The 20,155-nt window shown below is 50.6% G+C and carries 21 protein-coding genes; 7 read left to right on the forward strand and 14 right to left on the reverse strand.

All coding sequences use genetic code 11. The features are described from left to right. Positions 1 to 127: 127 nt before the first annotated feature. The 3 genes from DXD39_RS04935 to DXD39_RS04950 form a co-directional block, all read right to left on the reverse strand. Positions 128 to 1,483, reverse strand: a complete 1,356-nt coding sequence (locus DXD39_RS04935; protein ID WP_158565437.1) for an SIR2 family protein — start codon at positions 1,481 to 1,483, stop codon at positions 128 to 130. 747 nt (positions 1,484 to 2,230) lie between these two features. After that, on the reverse strand, positions 2,231 to 3,640 hold the full coding sequence (locus tag DXD39_RS04940; RefSeq protein WP_117803305.1) for a hypothetical protein: 1,410 nt from the start codon (positions 3,638 to 3,640) through the stop codon (positions 2,231 to 2,233). A gap of 483 nt (positions 3,641 to 4,123) precedes the next feature. Beyond that, positions 4,124 to 4,942, reverse strand: coding sequence for a hypothetical protein (locus DXD39_RS04950; RefSeq protein ID WP_117635105.1), 819 nt, complete (start codon positions 4,940 to 4,942; stop codon positions 4,124 to 4,126). 208 nt (positions 4,943 to 5,150) lie between these two features. Between DXD39_RS04950 and DXD39_RS10370 the strand changes: the two genes are divergently transcribed. Then, the gene (locus DXD39_RS10370; RefSeq protein ID WP_255413169.1) at positions 5,151 to 5,282 is read left to right on the forward strand and encodes a hypothetical protein; all 132 of its coding nucleotides are present in this window, start codon (positions 5,151 to 5,153) and stop codon (positions 5,280 to 5,282) included. A 224-nt stretch (positions 5,283 to 5,506) separates the two neighbouring features. On the opposite strand, the gene DXD39_RS04955 is transcribed toward DXD39_RS10370, so the two are convergent. Next, positions 5,507 to 6,961 carry a reverse transcriptase domain-containing protein gene (locus DXD39_RS04955; RefSeq protein WP_117803306.1) on the reverse strand — a complete coding sequence of 485 codons (1,455 nt, stop codon included), beginning with the start codon at positions 6,959 to 6,961 and terminating at the stop codon, positions 5,507 to 5,509. Between the two features lie 770 nt (positions 6,962 to 7,731). On the opposite strand from DXD39_RS04955, the gene DXD39_RS04960 reads away from it, so the two are divergent. The 3 genes from DXD39_RS04960 (at position 7,732) to DXD39_RS04970 (ending at position 9,650) form a co-directional block, all read left to right on the forward strand. Next, positions 7,732 to 8,982 (forward strand): transglutaminase domain-containing protein, encoded by a 1,251-nt coding sequence (locus DXD39_RS04960; protein ID WP_117803307.1) that lies wholly within the window; start codon positions 7,732 to 7,734, stop codon positions 8,980 to 8,982. Between the two features lie 164 nt (positions 8,983 to 9,146). Further along, positions 9,147 to 9,344 (forward strand): hypothetical protein, encoded by a 198-nt coding sequence (locus DXD39_RS04965; RefSeq protein WP_117803308.1) that lies wholly within the window; start codon positions 9,147 to 9,149, stop codon positions 9,342 to 9,344. Between the two features lie 60 nt (positions 9,345 to 9,404). Beyond that, positions 9,405 to 9,650, forward strand: a complete 246-nt coding sequence (locus DXD39_RS04970) for a hypothetical protein (RefSeq protein WP_117803309.1) — start codon at positions 9,405 to 9,407, stop codon at positions 9,648 to 9,650. A 98-nt stretch (positions 9,651 to 9,748) separates the two neighbouring features. Here DXD39_RS04970 and DXD39_RS04975 read toward each other — a convergent pair whose 3' ends face one another. From DXD39_RS04975 to DXD39_RS04990, 6 genes are all read right to left on the reverse strand, one after another. Beyond that, positions 9,749 to 10,267 carry a hypothetical protein gene (locus tag DXD39_RS04975; protein WP_117803310.1) on the reverse strand — a complete coding sequence of 173 codons (519 nt, stop codon included), beginning with the start codon at positions 10,265 to 10,267 and terminating at the stop codon, positions 9,749 to 9,751. A gap of 81 nt (positions 10,268 to 10,348) precedes the next feature. After that, complete coding sequence (locus DXD39_RS10080) at positions 10,349 to 10,798, reverse strand: hypothetical protein (protein ID WP_147348089.1); 450 nt, start codon at positions 10,796 to 10,798, stop codon at positions 10,349 to 10,351. 167 nt (positions 10,799 to 10,965) lie between these two features. Then, the gene (locus DXD39_RS10145) at positions 10,966 to 11,112 is read right to left on the reverse strand and encodes a hypothetical protein (protein WP_158565439.1); all 147 of its coding nucleotides are present in this window, start codon (positions 11,110 to 11,112) and stop codon (positions 10,966 to 10,968) included. A 147-nt stretch (positions 11,113 to 11,259) separates the two neighbouring features. Then, entirely contained in the window at positions 11,260 to 11,964 is a 705-nt protein-coding gene (locus DXD39_RS04980) for a hypothetical protein (RefSeq protein ID WP_117803311.1), read from the reverse strand. A 1,307-nt stretch (positions 11,965 to 13,271) separates the two neighbouring features. Then, positions 13,272 to 14,162: a hypothetical protein gene (locus tag DXD39_RS04985; RefSeq protein ID WP_158565441.1), complete on the reverse strand. Its 891-nt coding sequence runs from the start codon at positions 14,160 to 14,162 to the stop codon at positions 13,272 to 13,274. Between the two features lie 151 nt (positions 14,163 to 14,313). Continuing rightward, positions 14,314 to 15,360 (reverse strand): hypothetical protein, encoded by a 1,047-nt coding sequence (locus tag DXD39_RS04990; RefSeq protein WP_117803313.1) that lies wholly within the window; start codon positions 15,358 to 15,360, stop codon positions 14,314 to 14,316. Positions 15,361 to 15,561: 201 nt separating this feature from the next. Here DXD39_RS04990 and DXD39_RS04995 point away from each other — a divergent pair, with 201 nt between their 5' ends. The 3 genes from DXD39_RS04995 to DXD39_RS05005 all read left to right on the forward strand — a co-directional run bounded on the left by DXD39_RS04995 (position 15,562) and on the right by DXD39_RS05005 (position 17,413). Beyond that, positions 15,562 to 15,816, forward strand: a complete 255-nt coding sequence (locus tag DXD39_RS04995) for a hypothetical protein (RefSeq protein WP_117803314.1) — start codon at positions 15,562 to 15,564, stop codon at positions 15,814 to 15,816. A 138-nt stretch (positions 15,817 to 15,954) separates the two neighbouring features. Next, entirely contained in the window at positions 15,955 to 16,233 is a 279-nt protein-coding gene (locus tag DXD39_RS05000; protein ID WP_117803315.1) for a hypothetical protein, read from the forward strand. A gap of 79 nt (positions 16,234 to 16,312) precedes the next feature. Next, on the forward strand, positions 16,313 to 17,413 hold the full coding sequence (locus tag DXD39_RS05005) for an ImmA/IrrE family metallo-endopeptidase (protein WP_117803316.1): 1,101 nt from the start codon (positions 16,313 to 16,315) through the stop codon (positions 17,411 to 17,413). A gap of 435 nt (positions 17,414 to 17,848) precedes the next feature. Here DXD39_RS05005 and DXD39_RS05010 read toward each other — a convergent pair whose 3' ends face one another. Genes DXD39_RS05010 through rhuM form a run of 4 tightly spaced genes read right to left on the reverse strand, consistent with a single transcriptional unit; the run spans position 17,849 to position 19,950 of the window. Next, on the reverse strand, positions 17,849 to 18,094 hold the full coding sequence (locus DXD39_RS05010) for a type II toxin-antitoxin system YafQ family toxin (protein ID WP_199572059.1): 246 nt from the start codon (positions 18,092 to 18,094) through the stop codon (positions 17,849 to 17,851). A 3-nt stretch (positions 18,095 to 18,097) separates the two neighbouring features. Further along, on the reverse strand, positions 18,098 to 18,376 hold the full coding sequence (locus tag DXD39_RS05015) for a type II toxin-antitoxin system RelB/DinJ family antitoxin (protein ID WP_199572057.1): 279 nt from the start codon (positions 18,374 to 18,376) through the stop codon (positions 18,098 to 18,100). Positions 18,377 to 18,419: 43 nt separating this feature from the next. Continuing rightward, the gene (locus DXD39_RS05020) at positions 18,420 to 19,715 is read right to left on the reverse strand and encodes a hypothetical protein (protein WP_147347887.1); all 1,296 of its coding nucleotides are present in this window, start codon (positions 19,713 to 19,715) and stop codon (positions 18,420 to 18,422) included. Between the two features lies 1 nt (position 19,716). After that, positions 19,717 to 19,950, reverse strand: coding sequence for a RhuM family protein (gene rhuM, locus DXD39_RS10415; protein WP_082437733.1), 234 nt, complete (start codon positions 19,948 to 19,950; stop codon positions 19,717 to 19,719). Between the last annotated feature and the right edge of the window lie 205 nt (positions 19,951 to 20,155).

The following is a 20,155-nucleotide window of genomic DNA, read 5'->3' on the forward strand; positions in this document are numbered from 1 at the left end:
AACAGACACCATTGTGATTTCAAGCAGAAAGCGTTATATTAAGTATGCATTTGCACGTGGTGTTCGCACTATACGCTCAGATGCCATAGTTTACAAAGATGGCCTTCTTCATAGACGCTAGGTGGGATTACTCACTAGTAGCCGATATGTCGAAGGCCTTCTTGTACTTAAGGAAATCATACATTCTAATAAGCCGTTTCAGCTCGCTATTACCGTGGATTATCTTGCGATCGTCCATGATGAGCGCCCTCAGATATTCAAGCAACTTATTTAGATCGATCTCATCTTCTTCAAGTAGCACAAGCTTTTTAAATGCTTCCTCAAAGCCTTCGTTAGCTATAACAGACTGAACCGAGTGTCTAATTCCCGAATGATGATAGCTACCTTTTGCCTTTCGTAGGCTGTTGTTTAGAAAAGCATCTAAATCCTTCTTCTCATCTATTTCCTTTAGCATCCTTGGATTAAGAACTTCCCCTGAATACGCGCTTAAATACTTATACATGGGCAAACCACCCGAGTTAGAAGCAAGCAGCGAAGGAAGGTATTCCTCGACGGCAAGCTTAGGAGCAACATGTTCGTCATCAAACACAACATCACGATATAGAAGTTCGGCTTTGACCATATGCCCGTGCCCTAAAGAAGCATTCGCAACACCGATACCCAGCACAAGATGCTGTCCCTCCGGAAGTCTCTCGAGGTCGCTAAAACTCGCTTCAACTACCAGAGAGTCATTCGGATCGCCCTCATCAGCCAAGGCGTAGATGCTCCTGCGAAGCTCACGAATGATCCTGGGCGAGAAGGAGCATTTGGATTGTCCAATTGCTTCATACACTGCACCAAAATCGTTCGTCCTAATCTCGGTCATGCTTATCTCGCCAATACCTGGAAAGGTAAACGAATGAGTTGAGGTTGCGTTTTCTCCCCTAGTAAGGAAGATAAAGCGCTTTCTAAGCAACGCAAGATTGTTAGAACCGAGGCAGCGCGAAATCGACATGAGGATAGCTTGGATATCGGGGTCGTTAAGGGAATAACCGATAAAAATAATTGGGTATTCCATAAAAATAGTTAACAACTTGGCAGCCAAGTAATCCTGTGTTTCGGCGAGTTTTGCGTAATCTGCCTCCTCAAGAACCATAGATTCAGGATTATCCATAGAACCGTGGATCTTATAGATTTCACCCATTTCAAAAGTTCTGTGAAAGACGAGATCGTCTTGGCCAACAAAAACTTTAAACTCGGGAAATAGCGACTCCAGGAGACAGTCATAGTTGGTTGTTATAACTCCAGAGATACGCCGCCTGCCAACCTCTCTCAAGATATCAAGCTCATGCGTCATATATTCAGGTTTGAACGAGGATAACCTCTCGGCCGCCATGATCTTTAAAATAGATTTACGCTGACGAATGTCCTCTACATGATCGTTTCTAAAAGAAGCGAAGCGAGGGTCCTCAAGAACAGCTATGCGCATATCCTTATCAAGCATCGTCGCGGCAGAGGGCAATGCGCTATTGTCAGACTCATCTGGACAACGTGCCAGGTACGAGTCAAGCCGAAAGGGATCATCGGAAAGACGGGAACAGAGGTGCCTTAACAAACCAACCCAATCGTCGGTACCCATGTATCTACGGGAAAAGCCCGAGCCGACGAATAAATATGGGCTACGCCCCACCCCATTTATCAAACGTACAACGCTTTCTACAATGTCATCTCTTCCGACTTCCATCTAGCGCCTCCAAACAAGCTACTTCCATAAGTATAGAACATATGTTTGGATTTTACTAGAATTGCAAGACTTCATCGGAGACAAAGCTGCTCGACAATTGAAAATTCGAACCGCACAGGTGACCCAATATTCAGCAGTGTTCCGACGAGCAAATATTCATTTCGCGCCTCAGGCAATCTAGCGCAGCGGCATCAGTTAGAACGCCATGACTCTCTAGGAGTTCGATAAGTTGAGCGAAAGTCTAAAATTCCATCGCCAAAGTAACTCCTAAAATCAAAGGGCCGTTGCCGATAACAACCAAACAACGACCCTCCTTTGTCATCGCCTCACGTAGAGCCCACGACAACTGCATCACTAACTGGATGTTAACCTAGATGCGCAGTAATTGCGCATCCAAAAAAGTTAATCATGTAGCAAATACTCTTCGCGTTGAAACTAATGCGAAGCATTTTCGCGTCCGTGCACGAGAATGCGCAATCAATATGCGGAAAGGCAAAGATGATTCACCTAGCTAACAACCATCCAGTCACTACCGACAGTACTCGAAATCTTCGAGGAATCGCCGATGCACACGATGGTCGCCGAAGCGCCGGGCACATACTTGGCCTCAAGAACGGAAACACCTTGCTCCTTAAGCCTTAAGGTCGTCTCGGTTATCTGGGTTTTATTCACATCATTTTTGCTGACCAGTTTAACGCCATTGCCATCATTTTCATTCAGGCAGGATACAACCGTATTGTAATCGGCCCAATAACAGTACTCCCCAGAAAGCCATCCAAGCTCAGTGGCGCATATCGATCCAGTCGCAGAAACCGTCTTTGGAAGCAATCCGTAGCGCTGCCTTTCCTCAAATTCAAGAACATCGCAAAATACGCGATTAGCATTAAGTAATCTCGTTCCACAATAGTCCCCGTAAAACGGCGCAAAATGATTGCGGATAGTCCGCGACAACATACAGTAATCGTAGGTGTAGTAACACTTGAAGATTCGTAGGGCGTCTCCCCCTGCCCCTTCGGCAGAACGGGCGAATTCAACAAGAAACTGGTCCCACATGCGCTCAATATAGGGAATTGCGAGTTTAACGCTATCCATATCAGACAAAGGAGCATCGCTCGTCTGCTGCATTATTCCAGTGGTTTTTGCCAAATGGAAATGAGCTGCCATGCGCTCGATCGTTCGGATAAACTCGGGCCGATTCCCGTCCTCAATCGCCATAATTGCAAAGAAAACACTTCTCAACAGAAGATCACTTGAAAATCGCTGAGGTAAGAGATCGCCATATTCGCGCTCGTATGAGAAGAGCCTGGCCTCACCCGTATCGATTGAAGAGTAACCAAATACGGAGTCCGAAGGAACGACATATGATGGAGCGGCATTTGAGTACACACGGCTAAACTTAATTTGATAACGCTTAAAAAAGGTTGAAATCCAAAAGGTCACAACACCAAATAATGCCAGCTCAAACTCAAAGGCAATACTCGAAGTATCAAGCACATCTAGCCCCTGGCCTCCGAGATAGCCATCGATAACAAAGTGATCGAATGCGACGGACAGCAAAAGAGACATGAACGCCTCGAATGAGAAAGGAAGAGTCCGGTACCGCAATTTACCCCTTGCATGCTTGATTACCCCAAGAAACAACCAATAGAAAAGGGTAGGCATGTATCGCAGCGAAGGACCTGGAACTGAAAACGCATCGCAAATCGCAGCCATAATAAACACCGAGAGCTGGCAACAAATTGTTGGAGCGAGAATTCGGTAGGCAACGTTCAGCCTGCCCGACTCATCGGAGGGATACAGTTCTTCGACGGTGTATTGCCCTCCGATCGCCAAGGGCCCAGCAAAGCGGACAAGCTGAACGCTCGACAAACCGATAAAGACATAAAAGACAATCCAATGAATAGTGACCGATTCCACCTGTAAACAATCTCCTCAGGTCATACGCTTGCGATTAATTGTAGATAGACAGAATTGAACAGGAAGCAACAATATTTGAAACTGTTGTTTTGCGCACCCCGGATCAACCAACATACCCCAGAAAGGTCGCTGATGTTGACTGGGGTTCCCGTAAAACCCCAACAAAAAATGTGCGGAGTGCCGGCCTGAAACTGCCTTCGGACCCTATTGGCTGCACACCGAGAAGCTCCGCTATGAAACGCCCCCTTTACCACCCGCTCTGTGCGACCGCGTGCACGTCCATGGTCAACGCGACGATGCCTATGGCAGCCATTGCAGAGGGGGTTCAGCCTCAGAAGGCCGCCGAGCAGCAGGCGCAAGCCGTGAGGTCGAGCTCAGCGTTGCTTTTGAATGCAGAAAAACGAGTCCGAACGCAGCGGCGTCCGGTCCTCTTGGCAGGTCCCATCTTGGGTTGATGTCCACAAAACTAGCCCTTGCGGTCGGTTAAACAAGTTTCAACAGCCTTTGATACTCTCCGGGATCACGCATACGCATAATATCCATGTATGTTCTGCTTTTTGCGACCATGATATCGTCGAACTTGGATAGGCCGTGCCCGCTCGCTCTTGTGACAACCATGCGGTCGTCGCAAAAATATGAAAGGAAGGTGTCCTTGCCGGGATGGTGTATCCGTCGGACGTCGAGCACGTTCCGGAAGTCATAGTAAAGTGCGGCGTTGGCGGTTTCCTCAAGTTCAGGCAGTCTGTCGATGCCTTCAAAGCGGCAAGGATAAATTAGCAGCAAGTTTTTCGAATGACTGATTGAGCGAAGAAGTCCTCGGGCCTCACGGTCTTCTTCGCTCAATTGTTTATTACTCTCAGTTTTTAGAAGCTCGTCAAGCTTGGCGAGGCTGTAATCCCTGAGAATTGCATGCAGGCGTAAGCCTCTCTGTTCTTTTACATGACTTCTGCAAAGTTGTTCTAAAGTTATTCCGCGGTCTGAAACTCGCCTTGACGAAGTGAGACTTACGGCGCGCATCATGGATTTTCCGAAGATGAGCTTGAAATCTAACTGATACGCGTCTGATACCGCATCACACTCCCCATTTGCCTCGGATACGGGCGCATGAAACTCCGCACCTCTGGTCAGTTCCTTGAAAGCGTTAGAGTGGTTGATGAGCTCGCGCGTCCATTCCTCGTATGTATATAACGGACGCCCAGAATAGTCTTGCATGAGGTCCTTAACAAACAATTCTGGGGTAATCATTGCGGATTTAAGTCTCTCGGCTCCGGGAACGGCTTCAATAAGCCTCTTATCTATCACTGTGGCCTCCTCTTTGCGGTAGTTTTACGGATGTTGACGGAAGCCGTTCCAGCAGGGTACGCCAAAGTTGGCCGAGCGAGCGGCCCGTCCTGGCTCGGAAGGGTCCGTGCCTTCGCCTAGAATACGCGCACCATGGCGCGTTCAGGCCGCTTTCGGGGTTATCCTGGCCGTTTCCATGGCAACCTCGCGCTACTTCTCGGAGAGGAAGATGGCCGAGTTGCACGACGCGGCGCTGCGAAGGGGAGCATCGTGCTGTCATGACTGGGCCGAGCTGGAAAAGACTGCCGGGAAGATGGTCGAATCCAGCCTTGAGCTTGCCGACAGAGTGGAGTCGGCCTAGGATATCGATAGATTCCGGATCCTGGACACAGGGGCCAAGGAGTCCATTACACCAACTTTCGCGACACTACCGTTCTTGTCATATCATTCTGATGTTCGGCTCGAGTTTCAGAGACATCGTGCCACGACGACGTGAGGGCACATCAATTATTACCTAGTGATCGGAATTGGCCGATATCGATTAAGTATTTATGGCTATGAATGATCTGGCGTTAAAACTATCGTCTACCGAGCACTCAAGCGTTTAATCTTCCTGTAAATCTTAGACTCATCGGGGGCAATCGGATCATTGGGAAACGCCTTTTGGGCTCTCGCTACGTAGGAAAGAAAGTTCCCGTAGCGGAAAAATGCAGAAGAGTCGGAGCCAGCCGATGGGCACAACCCTCTCCCCTTAATACCAAGCGGCGAATAATGTTGATACAGAGCGGAGACGCGCTTTTTTGATGCGTGCCTTCCCTCCCCCTGATTAGAACGCGCAATCGCACTGGCTGCCTCACGGAGACGCTTATGGTACCTTCCAACCGTAGACTGTCGAAGTCTTACAACGCGCCCGTCAAAGTCAAACCCCAAGAAGCTAACTTTCTGTGCCGGATGTGCACCGGAGTACGAAAGGACCTTACCCGTACGAACGCTTTCAAAATCAAGCTGAGCAACCCCGCTGCTATCAACCCGGAACGCTTTGGTTTTCTCAGGCTGCAGTTTAACGGAATCAACATCGGTCATTAGATTGATTGCCTCTACAAGTGCATCAAAGCCAGATTTTGGAACGGCAACAATAAAGTCATCGCAATAACGAAGATACAAGCCACCAACCCGTTCAACGGCAAGCCTGACTTTCATATCGATATCGGCCATATAGATGTTAGCGAGCACTCCACTTGCAGCAAGACCCTGAGGAATGCCGAGATCAATACCCGTTCGCCGCCACGGCCTGGTGATGACTTTACTTTTGTTTGCAAGAAACTCAGACTTTGGCAAGATAACATCCAGCTTGTTAAGTTCGCGAATAGACTTGAACCGAAGATCGATAGCCGCATCACTAATCGTTTTCTCCCGAGCAGGATCGATTACTGGCCATGGCAATTCATGTCGAGCAGCCAAATCACCAATAGGCCAGCACGAATAGCGGAGGATATTTTTAATGACTTGATAGTGATCGTCCGGCAAGCGTCCACTGGGAAACAACGAACGCAACGACGCCATTAGATGGACATGGTTTAAGTTGTCGAAGAAGCTCTCGAAATCACCCGTAAGCACAAAAGCCGAATCTTGCACACGCATATAGTCGAATGCCTTTTTAGCTGAGGAAATATTGCTACCAGCAGTTACGGCGCCGTCTGATGAAAGCGAAGAGCGGTACGCTACGGCAACCTCATCAAACTCTTCGGCAATAGCCTTCTTGTTATATAAGTCCGACCACAGATAAGAGTAGTACTGGAAGACGCGGTGATCGAAATGCGAGGCATAAGCGATATTACGAACCTTGCAGCTTCGCTTGCCTCCACGATACCGAACAGTAATGATCTCGTTGGAAATTAAAGGGTAGAGCGCGTGATTGGAAACGTACTCTGAATCTAAAATCTTGGCCTGAACTTCGGCAAAAGAGACCCTATGATCGAAATGGGCATATGAACTTTTGGAACTATATCGAGGAATACGAGTGATATCGAACTCGACCAAAATACCCCCAAATAAATCAACCTGTCCGGATCAACAAGCGGCGGCTAACCCTCCCCGGACAGGCTAATCAAAGGCGCAGCAAGTGCAACCAACGCTTTCGCGGCCACCTAAAACAATGCTTGCCTATGCGATACTAGACGAAAGCGAGGAATTGGTACTTATGACCATCGAGGCTCTTATCCAGCTAGCAGCAGGCAACGCTGGTGTCAATGTTGCGAACGTCGGAATTTCGTCGTTTGCGATATTGACGGCAGTAGCGTACCCCATCGCCAGTTCGCGATGGGCACCAAGCTTTATTCCCCATTCTTGCTTTGCTTAAACAGGTTATAAGAAATCGGCTCATGCAGTTAACAGCGCCTTGATGCACACCCAATTGTCTTGACGGCGGTCGCATCGAAAATGCCGATGCGTCTCTACGGATACAAGCGCCTCCTCATCTAATGCATGCACACGGTCCGCGAGACAAAATCGCCGACAACACCGTGAAAATCCCGATATGCATAATCTAGAAGTTTGGATGCACAGACAGGTGGAGTGGCATTGTTCAGCATGGCCGCTTCGCACTCCTCGCCGACGGGTGCATCGCCGAGGGCGAAGACATCAGCGCACAGCGAGGCAGAGGACCAACTCCTCCCCCTCCCCAACATTCCCCAGAAAGTTCCCTGATGTTGACTGGGGTTCCCGTAAAATAATCCCCAACAAAATATGTGCGGAGTGCTGGCCTGGAGCTGCCTTCGGACCCTGTTGGCTGCTCACCGAGAGGCTCCGCTATGAAACGACCCCTTTACTACCTGCTCTGCGCGATCGCGTGCGCGTCCATGGTCAGCGCGACGATGCCCATGGCAGCCATTGCGGAAGCCATCCAGCCTCAGGAAACCGTCGAGCAGCAGGCGCAAGCCGCCATCACGAGCAGCGACGCAGGCAAGTCTGAAGATGGCACCAACACAAATGCGACAGCAGATACCGTAGAGGACAGCACCGCAACATCCACTGACACCAGCGTCATCAACACTGAAAGCGCTGACGCCGCCACCACCGCAACCGACACCCCCACCCCATCCCTCCACGCCCAAGCCACCGGCACGCCCGAGGCGATCTCCGCCGCGGCAGAAACCACCTACGCCCACTCCGCCACGGCAAGCCAAAACGGCGTCACCTTCACCGTCTCGTGGAACGACGCCCCCGCGGACACCGCGACGACCTTCCACGTAACCCAAGCCAACGGCTCGTCCCAGGCCAAGGCGCGCATGGACGTGCCCACCTATTGGGACGGCGGCAGCCAGGAAAGCGTCTGCGACCCGTCGCGCCAGGCATGGGCCAGCTACTACAGCCTGGGCACCACGGGCCACGACTTTACCTTTGACTTCACGGCATCGGGCACGTACCGCATCTACTTCTACTTTATGGACAACGACAGAAACGACCCCCAAAACGACAAGGGGATCTACTACCTGCGCACCACGGCGGAGGTAACCGTAAACGACGCCGCCCGCCCAAGCGTCACGCAGATCGTCAACGACGCCGTGGCCCAGTGCAGGCAAGAGGCAAACGGCTCGGAATACGACATGGCGCTGTGGCTCCACGACTGGACGCTCGACCAGCTGGAGTACGACCACAGCCTCAACTGGTGCTCAGCCGAAAGCGGCCTCACGCGCCACCAGGGCACCTGCGAGAGCTACCAGCGCATCTACTCCAAGCTCCTTGACGCCGCGGGCATCGCCAACGGCCGCATCACCGGCAACGGCCACACCTGGAACGCCGTAAAAATTGACGGCAAATGGTGCCAGATGGACTTAACCTGGGACGACACCAACGACAACTGGTACGGAGACCTGGAGCAACACCTTGCCGTTGCGCGTGCGGTCTACTCCAGTCCCCCGTGCTCCTGCTCGATGAATGCACATCGGTCCTCGACCCCAAGACCGAGTGAGAAATGCTGGGCCGCATGCGAAATCTCGGCCGCACCGTCATCATCGTCACGCACAGGCCTACCGCGCTGGAGGTTTACGATCGAGTTGTAAGCCTTGAACCCAAATGAGGAGTGGATCGCTGCGGTTGTTTTCGACAGCGCTCTCGCCATACTCATTGATGCGCGAGACACAAGGTGACTCAATCCCGCACGATGGTATTTGACGGATAGCCGAATATATGGGTCGTAAATCAAGCCCCGAAAGGAGGTAAAGATATGTACGAGACGACTCAGCACTATTTGGACTCACTGCTTGCAATCGCGTTCCCGAACGGCCAGGCCTTTGTTGAGCGCCAGGACTTGCCTTTGGCAAAAAGGCTTATAGACCTCGGTTTGGCAGTAAATCGAATTGAGTATGCTGACTGCAGCGGAAACCGCTGGATTTGGTTGAACAAGTCGGCAATGAGGCTCTAAGTCGAGACGCAAATTGCTCAAGGCTCAATGAATAGCGGCTCGTCGTGAGTATTTGCTCGCATGAGCATTGCCGAATATCGCGAAACAGCACCGCCGTTATTGCGCTTGGGCACCGGGGCCGACATGGATCCCGCTGCCCATTTATTGCTGACATTCGACGCCGCGGCGCTACCGCATGTTGGTCTCGCCCATGACGACCTGCTCGGCGAGCCGTTCTTCGTTAAGCAGGCGCCAGGGTGCCGCCCTTACACCAACATTTTCGACGCGAGCATCATTTTAGGAAAGAGCCTGGCCCCATATCGTTAGAGCCAATCCCGATTTAGCCTCTTGAAAATGTCCCGACCGAATTAAAATAGGCAGAAAAGAGTTCCATTCACTTCGCACTGAAGCAAGACGTATAAGTACTAATGTTTGTCCCGAGATGGCCTTTTTGCCTTCGAACCACTGCCGAACTGCTTGATCTTATTGGCGCAAAGCTCTGTTAGGGGCTCGCCGATTGCTGCTTTGTAATTGAAACCAAGAAGTTGCATGGTTCGAAGGGTATCAGCGGAAATAAGCTGACGAAACTGGTCAAACGCCATCGCCGTTGCGCTAGGCGAAGATGGTTCTTCACCGTCCGATTGCATTGAAACAAATATCTCCAATACACGAGCTATGGTGGCATCAAGGCTCTGAATGTCGTCGTCGCTAATCTGAACACGCTCAAGCTCAGCCTTATACGCTTGAGCGATTCTTAAAGCCTCAGAGCGCTCTTCAAGAAGTTCATCGACGAGCTCATCATATGCGGCGCGCACTGAGGCGGCGTCCTTATCTCCCTTAATTGCTTTAACCTTTGTCGCTACAGCAGAGGCCGTACCTTTTGCCGCAAGAACAGCAAGAGAACTTCCAAGATCGACTAAAGCCTGCGTTGTATATGGATCCATAGCCCACCTTTCATTGTTTAAACGCTAGCCTTAAATTGGTATAAGGGTAGCGCAGCATTCATAGCGTAAGAATAGATGCCGTCAACTGTTTTGATGCGGCACAACCAAATCAAAATCAATGGGAAGACCGAGTTCATAGTGGTTAAACGGCGACACATCAAGCTCATCAAGAGTACCGTTTCCGCGACGGACCCATGATTTTCCCTTTGCACACACACAGGCAATCTCGACCAGCGGATGTCGATGCATTCCGTAGAAGCCGCCCATATCGATAGATACCGAATGAAGTCCCGGAGGAATCAAATCGAGTATTTTCCTGTATTGATATGGGGATTCCAAATCCTCACCCTTGCAGCACCCCGCTCCATGGGTGACGACAATTGTCGCAACCACCTCATATACGGGAAGATCGCTGTCGTTGCGAATTACGATACGCGCATCACCCGTAGGATCTCTTTCAAGCCATGCAGCAATCGAAGATGGCTGCGCTAACTTCTCGGCCGTTTTCAGGCGCTTGTCATCTGTATTCATATGCCTTGTGTCGCGCCAAACAACATATATCGTTAGACAAAGTGTGACAGCGGCGCAAAACGCCTGAATGCCAGTATAGAGGACAGTCATGATGCGCGATCTTCCACGAAATCGATTATTACCAGCCCAGCATAATCGCCGATAAGCAAAGCCAAGCAAACCGGCAATCACTCATTAATCAGCTTGACGTTGCTCAGCAAAACGGGAATACCGTTGCCGGCGTATCCTTTAGTGCTGTAAACCCTAAACTCAAGCCAATCATATTCAGATAAATCAATTTCACCTGACGGAATATCAGTTGGTGCAGAATTCATCGTAATGTGATCTTTTTGCCAAATCACTTTTGATTCGGATCCGTCAACAGAACCCCTTAATTCAAATCTTGCCTCATAGTTCTTCAGACTAGTCGTATTTTCTAGGTATTCAACAGCAATTGTGCCATTCAGTGAACGGTATTTCTTTCAATTATAAAATGAAATAACAGAAGGAGAATCAGCATTATAAGGACGGCCAACCCAAGTATCGTCACTTGAATAACTATTGCCAGCAGTGTCTTTTTGGGAACCTTCAATCAGCTCAAAACAATTGGAAGAAGCAACCGTAAGAGAGGTCGACGCCACTTCGGAAACACCTTCGAGCTCATCCAATAGGTCATTGATTCTTGCCGAATCTTTCACAATCTTCGAAGCAGCCTTCAAAACGCTTTTTGCATCATCATACTTTTTTGATGAGACCAGCTCGTTAGCCTTGGCTAAAATCTCATCAGTGTAGGCAGAAGAGTACTCTGCAAAAGCAACAGCACAGTCTCCAGATTTCTTAGAAGCCTTTGACAGCGAAGTCAAGGCTTCCTCATGTTTACCGGAATCCCAGGCAGCGGTAGCGTCAGCAAGAACCTGTTTACCCGCTTCCACATCCTTGAGGGCATTGAGTTCCGCCTCGGCGTTAGCATAATCCCTATAAGCGCTTTCGAGGGCTTCGTTAAGGCTCATGCTTTCTTCCACGGAATCAAAGCGCTTAGACAACTCGCCAACCATCACAGACTGACCATGCAACTCGCCAAGATACGCCGACAGGAGGCACGGTATTATTGCAAGCAAGAGATTAAAAATAATCGGATGATTGGCATAAAATCGAGACTCTTTAGTGCTGGAATCTTTATCAGCCATTATCTCTCCTAGTGCAAAACAAACAATATGAATACAGCACCCCTCGAAGCATAAATAATCTGGCCACTGTTTCAAACGATAACAGTGTGCCGACCCATCCAATCAGCCAGACGAGTTGACAGTCAACCTACTACTTCTGGCATGTTTTAGAACCCTATTGCTCAGCAGCATGACAACCCCCAATAATCAGTCAACCAGATTGAAAGGTCAACGACCGGATTAAACGTCATGCTCCAGGCAGTGAACGACTGAAGTAATAGTAAACCCTGACATTTTTAAAGTGAGCATCGGCCTATTAATATTCGCCGAACGGTAGAGAGTCGTTCAACCTCCTACCGATTGCTATTACCACTGACTAGCAACGCTGGCCTCATTATCTAGAGTACCGGCAGCATCGCAATCTAACCACAATCCATCAAGCAAATAAGCACGGCAGGATGGAGAGCAAATGAGCCGAATCCGATTATTTCAGAAATTACTGAGCTGAATGAGCAGGTAGTCAGCCTGCTCTCAATGGCCCGAAAAACTCAAAACAGCAGCCAGCGAAACCGATCACCTCTTAAATTGAGCTAACAGTCACTTACCGGAAGTAGCGCCCTGGTTGTTATAGACGGAAACATCTACTTGAAAACCAGTAGAAGAAAGGCTGGTTTAACAGTTGTTCATTAGTCTGGCCGCCCTTCTTTGCCTCAAACGCCGATGAGCTGCCCACTGAGATCAGTGAGCAGGAAAACAGTTGCCTCAAGAAAATCTGACCCAATCGAGGTACAAGCCAGAAGCACTTCGGTCTCAGATAAAATTCAAAATGATCAAACTGTCAACGTTTTTACCAATGAAAATCTACCAGCGGTAGATACATGCTATCCACCGAAAAATCATGCTGAGAAATCCTGTTTCACGTTCGAAAGCAACCGCCACCATCTATTATTAGCACAAGATAAAGGCACGATTTCAATCAAGGAAGGCGCCCGGAGACCTTAACTTTTTTGGCATATGGCACAAAACAAGTGTCATTCAAAAAGCTGATAGGAAAACGGGCCCCAATCAACCGAAAACCCGCTGGGTGTTACAGGAAACGCCAAGAAGGCAGCCCAGCAAATGGCCCACTACTAGAAAGGATGATCATGTACGCAGTTATCACTCGCACACGCTATAGATAAATAGTGGAGGAAAATATGGAAGAAGAAGTCGAGGGTATTCCATATAACCATTAGTTAGCAGACGTTAAAGTTCGTGAGTCAGGCCACACAATATGTTTTCAGTTTCAGCTCCAGTCATGAACTGGAGCTATTTTTATCCGTCCATTGCTAATTGTTGTTCTTGAATATACCGAAGATTATTGAGCCCAGTTTAGAAACAGTTGACGGCCCCTGAACCTTTAGTCCGATCTCTTTATTTATTTCATAGCCTCTATCAATTTTTAACTGATAGGTCTGAACCCCACGATCGATCTCACGCTCACGTTTGCCCCATACTTCCATTAGTTTAGTTATATGGGTATAGCTGAAATTTCCTACTTCCCTGCCATTGTTTACGGAACACAAAAAGGGGAAGACATAATTAACGGCTTTGAAGAAAGGCCTATGAAACGACGGGTATAGAACTTCCTCATTAACCAATCCGCTATTAACCATTAACGACAGCTGCTCCAGATAATTCGATAGCTCCGTAAGCGTTTTATTAAAGAGTGAAGCAAACATATCGCTATCAATGCGAGATCGATCGATGGGCGCATAAACGTCTGGATATAATTCTGCAAGCTTAAAGTACTCACCGGTTGCCTTTTCAAGGTTATCTATGTTTGCCAAATAAGACGATAAACCCTGCTTAATAGCCGAGCTTGAAATACCAGCTATGGCTATTATTTCTTTTTCGGAAAACGACCGCAGAGAATGAACCGATAAGCTCATAACGGCTTGAGCATAAATTGGAACCTCAGAAGAAACGAAGCTGAACAACTTCATTCCGGGCAGCACCTCGGCTCTAAAGGTGTCAGCAAAATTTATCGACCATTCAGAGGCTTTTATATATCTGTCGTTACGTAATTGCTTAACAGATAGCCGATACGAAACGAAAGCAGCAATGAGAGCACCGGCAGTCGCACAATCTGCCAATGTGCTCAATTCGTTTGAATAAGCTCCTAATAACCCCTGAAGCACAGCGTTCCCTATCAAAGTGACGGCTCCATACGAAGCCAACTAATCTGCATTGATTTAACGCCATGCACCAGTCAATGAGCGTATTCTGATTTTACTTCAGTTTTCCCATGTCGATCACGAGCGCGCCTCTTTCATAAACAAGGAAAGACAAAATGAGCAGCGGAAACACTCAAACAGAGTCAATCAGGTACTAATTTGTGTAAGATTGGTCGTCAATCATAGTCTTTCTGCCCAGGCATTCTAGCTCGGCAACATGGAGCCCGTTTTCTTCCTTCTTGATTTTCAACTCGAACGATTGCATATACCTGAAGCCCAGACAATCATAGAAAGCAATTCCCAGTTCATACTCCCCGATCGCAGAATCAGTTTGCGTATCTATGAAAATACCAAGGTAAAAACTCTCCCCATGATCAAGCGTCAAGGATCTAACGCCTCGCCAAACCGCACCTTTGCGATTAACGCCGACCTTTACATTGTTGGCGCAACCAGGGCCGACGTTCTTGAACCTCAATGGAACATAAATTGTCGGATTGGGTGTTGCGAGGCTAAGGCCCTCTATTGATTCAGATAGATAACTATGTGTAACACGCTTCCGCTGCTCACTGGTAAGACCGTCTTTATACTCAATTGTATTTCCAATTAGCACGTAGGTATCGCGTTCTTCAGCCTCATAATACTCTTTGGATTCGCTATTAGACCCCGCATCAGAGGAAGCAGATTCTTCAGGATCGCCTTCGCATTGCGGAAGATCTGATAGCCAGCCTTTCCTGTTTTTCTGCGTCAGCATAATCATTGAGAAATATGGAGCGGCGCTCATCCTGCTCTGCGTCCGTTGTTGATCCCAAGCATCAACGATACCGTAAACAATGCCCAAAAGGGCAATAAACGCTGCCCCCATGGTCCCACAGTAGCCAAGCATCTCGCCGGCACTCCACGGTGTTCTAATAACGACTTGTTGCGCGTCAACTGAATACAGGAACGCTATAACAAGTGGTGGAAGAAAGATAATGACCAGACTAGCTATAAATAGATTGGCAGTCTTCTTACTAAAGGCAAAGGTTTTGCCTAGCCGTTTCTTAAAGCCTTCCTTCATCTTGCCTCCCGATAGAAAATAGGATGCCGCGAAAAGCACCAATATGCAGCCAAAGAATACGCCCACAGAAAGCAATTGTAAGCGCAGCATATATGCCAACAATTCACCACTATCAAAAAGCTTCATCAGGCAGCAGATTGCCATTTGAACGCCCCCAAACAAGCAAAGTGAAGTTGGAATCATTCACAGAAGAGGAGGGGGCGCTATCGACCGAAACCCAAAAGCCGCCGAACGCCAAAACAGGATCGCCGAATAGAGGTCATTAATCCAAACCGTAAAGCTACTTGCTAACTACATTTTCTAGACCTAGAATTAGGTTTAGAAAATGTAGTTGATTGGAGATAGATGTTTGCTCAACAGCTTGACAGTTTAACGCCAAAGGGCCACCAACGACCTTGCTTTGCAAGCCCTTCTGATGTGCATCCGGATCTTTCCGAAGAGATGTTCAGGAAAGCACTGGAGTATGCACGAGACACCACGACCGTCTTGGATAACGGCTTCCTTCCCCCAACGGCGCGGGGCACCTTTATGTATCACAACACAATTGCCAAAATTTGTGAGTTGATGGCGGAAAAGGGTTGGAAGTCGGAGAGCGTTTAAAACCTACCTTATACGATCTCCGCAGACGCTAGCGTCAAGATTACCGTTGCCACAGGCGACGCCTCAACTGGCAAAAAAGGAGGATTTGGCCCAAAGCTAAAAGAGAAGGGCAAGACACCGTCAGTCGTAGACGGTCAAATGACCCTATTCGATCCTGATAATTACGCCGTGGATCAACAAGAAGGGAAATTGTGGTACCTGGTAATCTATGTGGACTATTGTCATCAAGAGATCCGCATGGAGCTCTCAAAGCCAGTCTTCGACAAAAACAACCAAGTCAAAGATTGGAGAAGCCGCATCATCATGAATCCCATTCCGCTGCAGGACGTCCAGATTTCGCTCCCGCCCGACGAAGAGGTGCCGACCATCAACATTTCGCCTGTTGAACCGAGTGAACCCGATTTGGCGGTTGGATAATAGCCAAAGCGTTCATGCGGACCCCCATATCATTAGAAATGACAACCGCTTTGAACCCACTATACGAATGAGGAAGTAAATGGAAGGCACACGCCTAACTCTTGCGCGAAAATTGAGAGGCTTTTCGAAAAAAGAGCTAGCTGAGCTTGTAAAGGTCACGCCCAAGTCTATCGCCGACTACGAAAACGACGCTACTAATCCGAGTTCTGAAATCGAGCAGCGCTTGATGCAAGCACTGCGTTTTCCCGAAGCATTTTTTAATTTACATACAACGGAGCCCATGCCAGAAAAGGCTATTTCATTTAGAGCAAGAACTAAACTCAAAAGAAGTCAAAAAGACATTGCAACCGCCGAGGCAACGCTTGCAACGGAACTATCCGACTGGTGCAACACCAAGTTCAACCTACCAAAAACAGACGTCCCCACCATAGAAGGCGTAGGCCCCGTTCTCGCGGCAGAAATGCTTCGTAAAGAATGGAAAATGGGAGAAGGCGCTATCCCAAATTTGCTAGCCCTCCTCGAGAGCCACGGTATCCGTATTTTCTTTGCCGGAGAAATCGGAAACGAAGTTGACGCCTTTTCATACTGGGAGCCAAGAACCGAATGTCCATATGTGTTTCTCACGACTTCAAAGAGTGGTGAGCGACGCAGGATGGATGCGGCTCACGAACTCGGACATCTAGTGATGCATCGAAATCTCGACATGGGAACTTCGGCTACAAAAGAAATCGAGGCCGAGGCGAACAGGTTCGCCTCGGCATTCCTAATGCCCAAATCGACTATGCTGAAATATACGCCCAGAGGCTTCAGTCTGCGGGATGCAGTAGCCCATAAAAAGCAATGGAAGGTATCTGTAGCAGCATTTATCTTTAGATCACACGACATTGGCCTGCTCACGGATTGGCAGTATCACAATCTTTTCAAGCAGTTAAGCGCGGCAGGATGGAGAACGGATGAGCCCAACGCGATAATTCCAGAACAGTCTGAGGTAAATAAGCAGGTCATCACCCTGCTCTCGAAGATGCCGCAAAAACTTAGTACAGCAACCAATGAAACTGCATTGCCCCTTGAGCTGTGCTATCAGCTGCTTACCGGAACAAGTGCGCAAGTTGTACTAGGTGGGAAAACGCCCACAAGCAAAACATGTAGACGAAAGGCCGATCTAACAGTGGTTCAGTAATCCAAGAGCGATCGCGTTGACGCGCTTCCGCACGGTCGAATACAGGCTGGATGCAGAGGAGGGGCTGCGGCACATCCGAGCCGAGTTCTCGGGGCCGAACGCCCCCTACAAGCAGACAGCCGCTACGGCACTACTGGATAATCTACTAGGCACTACTGAGTAATTTACTGGGTAGTGCCCAAGCGCGAGTTGGCAAGTCCGCCGAAGCCCAGAGAAACGGCTCCGAAGAATGAAGCGCCTTGCCGAAAAGGGGCTTCTCGAATGGGTCGGATTAAACCGGCACGACCCAGGACAGTACTATCGAACAAGTGGCGGGAGGTAAGTGCCTGCCCGCTACTGCTCGCGGTATTTATGCAGATTGGGAAACCGCCGCATTGCAAAGGACGGATTGGACTGAAGACGCCCTCAATCGAGCAGTTCCGTATGGCTTCCCAGTCACGTTGCCGTCAGCGTCAGCCTGTCGCCCTCGACGCGGCATATCAGAAGCCAGCCGGGGGCGAGGTGGCATTCCCTATGCCCCTTGTAGTTGCTGACGAGCTCATGGTCGTGAAGTTGCGCGGGAAGCTCCTCTTCTGGTTGGAGCGTCTCGAGCACATTCTCAAGCACCCGCATGTTACGGCCCTGCTTCTTCGCCCGCTTGTAGTCCTTCTTGAATTTGGCAGTGAACTCGAGCTTCAGCATGGGCTAGTTCTCATCGAGGGCGGCGATCATGTCGGATACCGTGTCGTACGGCCCGCTCACGCGGCCCGCCGCAGCGTCATCCATAGCGGCAAGGGTCTCGGCATTGAACCCGTAGGAGTTGGAGGGGTCGAAGGGAAAGCCGCCGCGCCTGTTGAACGCGGAGACGAACATGCGCAGGGCGTTGCTCGGGGAAGTACCGATGCTATCGCACGTTTCGAGGAATGCCCGCTTCTCATCGGGGCGCAGCTTCGTGGACACCGGCTCCATCGTCCGTGTGGCCATTGTTCCTCCTTGGTTTACTTGGTATTTCAGAGTTAACCATATTTTATGACTCCCGGCGTGCGTAAATACAAGAGTAGCGGCGTGTGACACCTAGAAGCGCAGCTCCCAGCAGGAATAGCGCCAGGGAGGCGGCGATCCAGCTGCTGTCGGCAGTCTTGGGGAGCGTGGCGGTGGCAGCGTCAGCGTTCTTGGCATTGGATGGCGTGGACGCCGCGGTCTTGATCGCTGTCGTTTTGGTCGTCGCGGTCGTCTTGGGCGTCGTAGACGCGGGCTTTAGGACGGGATCCGTTGCGGACCCGGCACCGGGCCGCTCAACGGCGGGGCCGGCACCGCCGGCCGGCTCGCCGGCGCCACCGGGCACCTCGCGCCCGTCGGTCTCCCCCGCCGGCGCCGTGGCGCCCTGGGGCTCGACCACCACATGCGGCGCCATGGCCCCGGAGGCATCCACCACGCCGCCGGCACCGAAGGCCCCGCCCGCAGGCGCCACGAACCGCGCGGACACGAGCGACCCGCCCGTGCATGCAACGCCGCCATCGGCACCGGTCGCATCGAGCCGCGAGACATCGACGGAAAGCCCGCGCCCGGCCGAGCCGTCGCCGGCGCCCGCGTCCTGCAGGTACACACCGAAAGCCTGTACGCCGGCGGCGGGCGCGGCACCGGCGGCGACGACGCGCCCGCCGCCGCGCACGGCCATACGTGCGGCGATCACGCCTGCCACGGCCTCGTCCGTGACGGTTGCCCCGTTCGCCCGGGCATCGACGGCGCAGCCGTCCACCGCGAGCGCCCGCGAGACGTGGATCGCGCACTGCGAGCCCGAAGCCGCCAAAGAGCCGGTGCCGCGGAGCGTCAGGCTGCCCCACACCTCCATGCAGCACTGCGTGATGTCCGCATCGGGCGCATGCGACTCGACCACCGAGTTGCGCCCGGCAAGCGTCACGACCAGGTCGCCGTCGGCGCCGATGGCGTCGCCCGTGTAGCCGTTGAGCTCCAGATGGTCGGCATCGGTCCAGGCCCAGCCGGGGCCCGACACGCCGGGCCCGTAGTACGTCGCGCCCGCGATGAACAGGCTCTCCGCGCCCGCGGCATAGGAAGGCCCGCCCAGAGAACGCATAGGCAGGCCATGGCGACGATCGCGATGTGATGACGGCTGGTGTGGAACTCGGCAGCAAACATACCCGCTCCGATCTTCGCAGGAGCCAATAGAACGTGCACCAGAAAATGCCCTGGTAGCAGCAGTTATCAGTTTAGCGAGATCAATGCGGGAGCAAAGGAAAATCGCGTAGGCAATGTCCACAATTAGGCGTAAATCGTTTTGCCAGTCGGTGAAAGGAATGGTCAACTTACACGCCCTGCCGAGACTTCACGCGGTAGCCAACCGAAATGATAATGTCGAGGTCGTAGTGCTCGACCCGACGCCCGACCGTCCTTGTGCCCCCGTTTTGAACTAGTGCAAAAAATGCACTAGTTGGAATGTGATCACGCCGGAAATGTTGGCGTAAACGCGCCGACGGCCAACCATTAAACGCAAGCGGTCTTTGTCGATTCTCAGAACCGCGTTTGTGGTTATTCCAGATTCTAGGACGAGGGCCGCTCTTCGTTGAACGGGCGCTGGGGCGTCACCCTTACACCAATATTTTCGACGCGGTCGCACTCGGGCATGTCGGGCAATTAGAGCCAATGAGCGTAGTAAATGGCAACAGTAATACATCTCGGCTTTGCGTTAACAACCGGGTAGTACCCCTCGCACTCCAGAACTAAACGAGTATCGTTATCGCATTC

The sequence above is a fragment of the Collinsella sp. TM04-29 genome (genome assembly GCF_003466565.1).
Lineage (GTDB): Bacteria > Actinomycetota > Coriobacteriia > Coriobacteriales > Coriobacteriaceae > Collinsella.

Excerpts from the sequence above, each read along its gene's own strand:
- DXD39_RS04960 (WP_117803307.1), top strand. The coding sequence starts at position 7,732 with ATGAAACGACCCCTTTACTACCTGCTCTGCGCGATCGCGTGCGCGTCC.
- DXD39_RS05000 (WP_117803315.1), top strand. The coding sequence starts at position 15,955 with ATGACCCTATTCGATCCTGATAATTACGCCGTGGATCAACAAGAAGGG.
- DXD39_RS10080 (WP_147348089.1), bottom strand. The coding sequence starts at position 10,798 with ATGAATACAGATGACAAGCGCCTGAAAACGGCCGAGAAGTTAGCGCAG.
- DXD39_RS05010 (WP_199572059.1), bottom strand. The coding sequence starts at position 18,094 with ATGCTGAAGCTCGAGTTCACTGCCAAATTCAAGAAGGACTACAAGCGG.
- DXD39_RS04995 (WP_117803314.1), top strand. The coding sequence starts at position 15,562 with ATGTTTGCTCAACAGCTTGACAGTTTAACGCCAAAGGGCCACCAACGA.
- DXD39_RS10145 (WP_158565439.1), bottom strand. The coding sequence starts at position 11,112 with ATGAATTCTGCACCAACTGATATTCCGTCAGGTGAAATTGATTTATCT.
- DXD39_RS05015 (WP_199572057.1), bottom strand. The coding sequence starts at position 18,376 with ATGGCCACACGGACGATGGAGCCGGTGTCCACGAAGCTGCGCCCCGAT.
- DXD39_RS05005 (WP_117803316.1), top strand. The coding sequence starts at position 16,313 with ATGGAAGGCACACGCCTAACTCTTGCGCGAAAATTGAGAGGCTTTTCG.
- DXD39_RS04970 (WP_117803309.1), top strand. The coding sequence starts at position 9,405 with ATGAGCATTGCCGAATATCGCGAAACAGCACCGCCGTTATTGCGCTTG.
- DXD39_RS04935 (WP_158565437.1), bottom strand. The coding sequence starts at position 1,483 with ATGCTTGATAAGGATATGCGCATAGCTGTTCTTGAGGACCCTCGCTTC.
- DXD39_RS04980 (WP_117803311.1), bottom strand. The coding sequence starts at position 11,964 with ATGGCTGATAAAGATTCCAGCACTAAAGAGTCTCGATTTTATGCCAAT.
- DXD39_RS10370 (WP_255413169.1), top strand. The coding sequence starts at position 5,151 with ATGGCCGAGTTGCACGACGCGGCGCTGCGAAGGGGAGCATCGTGCTGT.
- DXD39_RS04975 (WP_117803310.1), bottom strand. The coding sequence starts at position 10,267 with ATGGATCCATATACAACGCAGGCTTTAGTCGATCTTGGAAGTTCTCTT.
- DXD39_RS04965 (WP_117803308.1), top strand. The coding sequence starts at position 9,147 with ATGTACGAGACGACTCAGCACTATTTGGACTCACTGCTTGCAATCGCG.
- DXD39_RS04990 (WP_117803313.1), bottom strand. The coding sequence starts at position 15,360 with ATGGCAATCTGCTGCCTGATGAAGCTTTTTGATAGTGGTGAATTGTTG.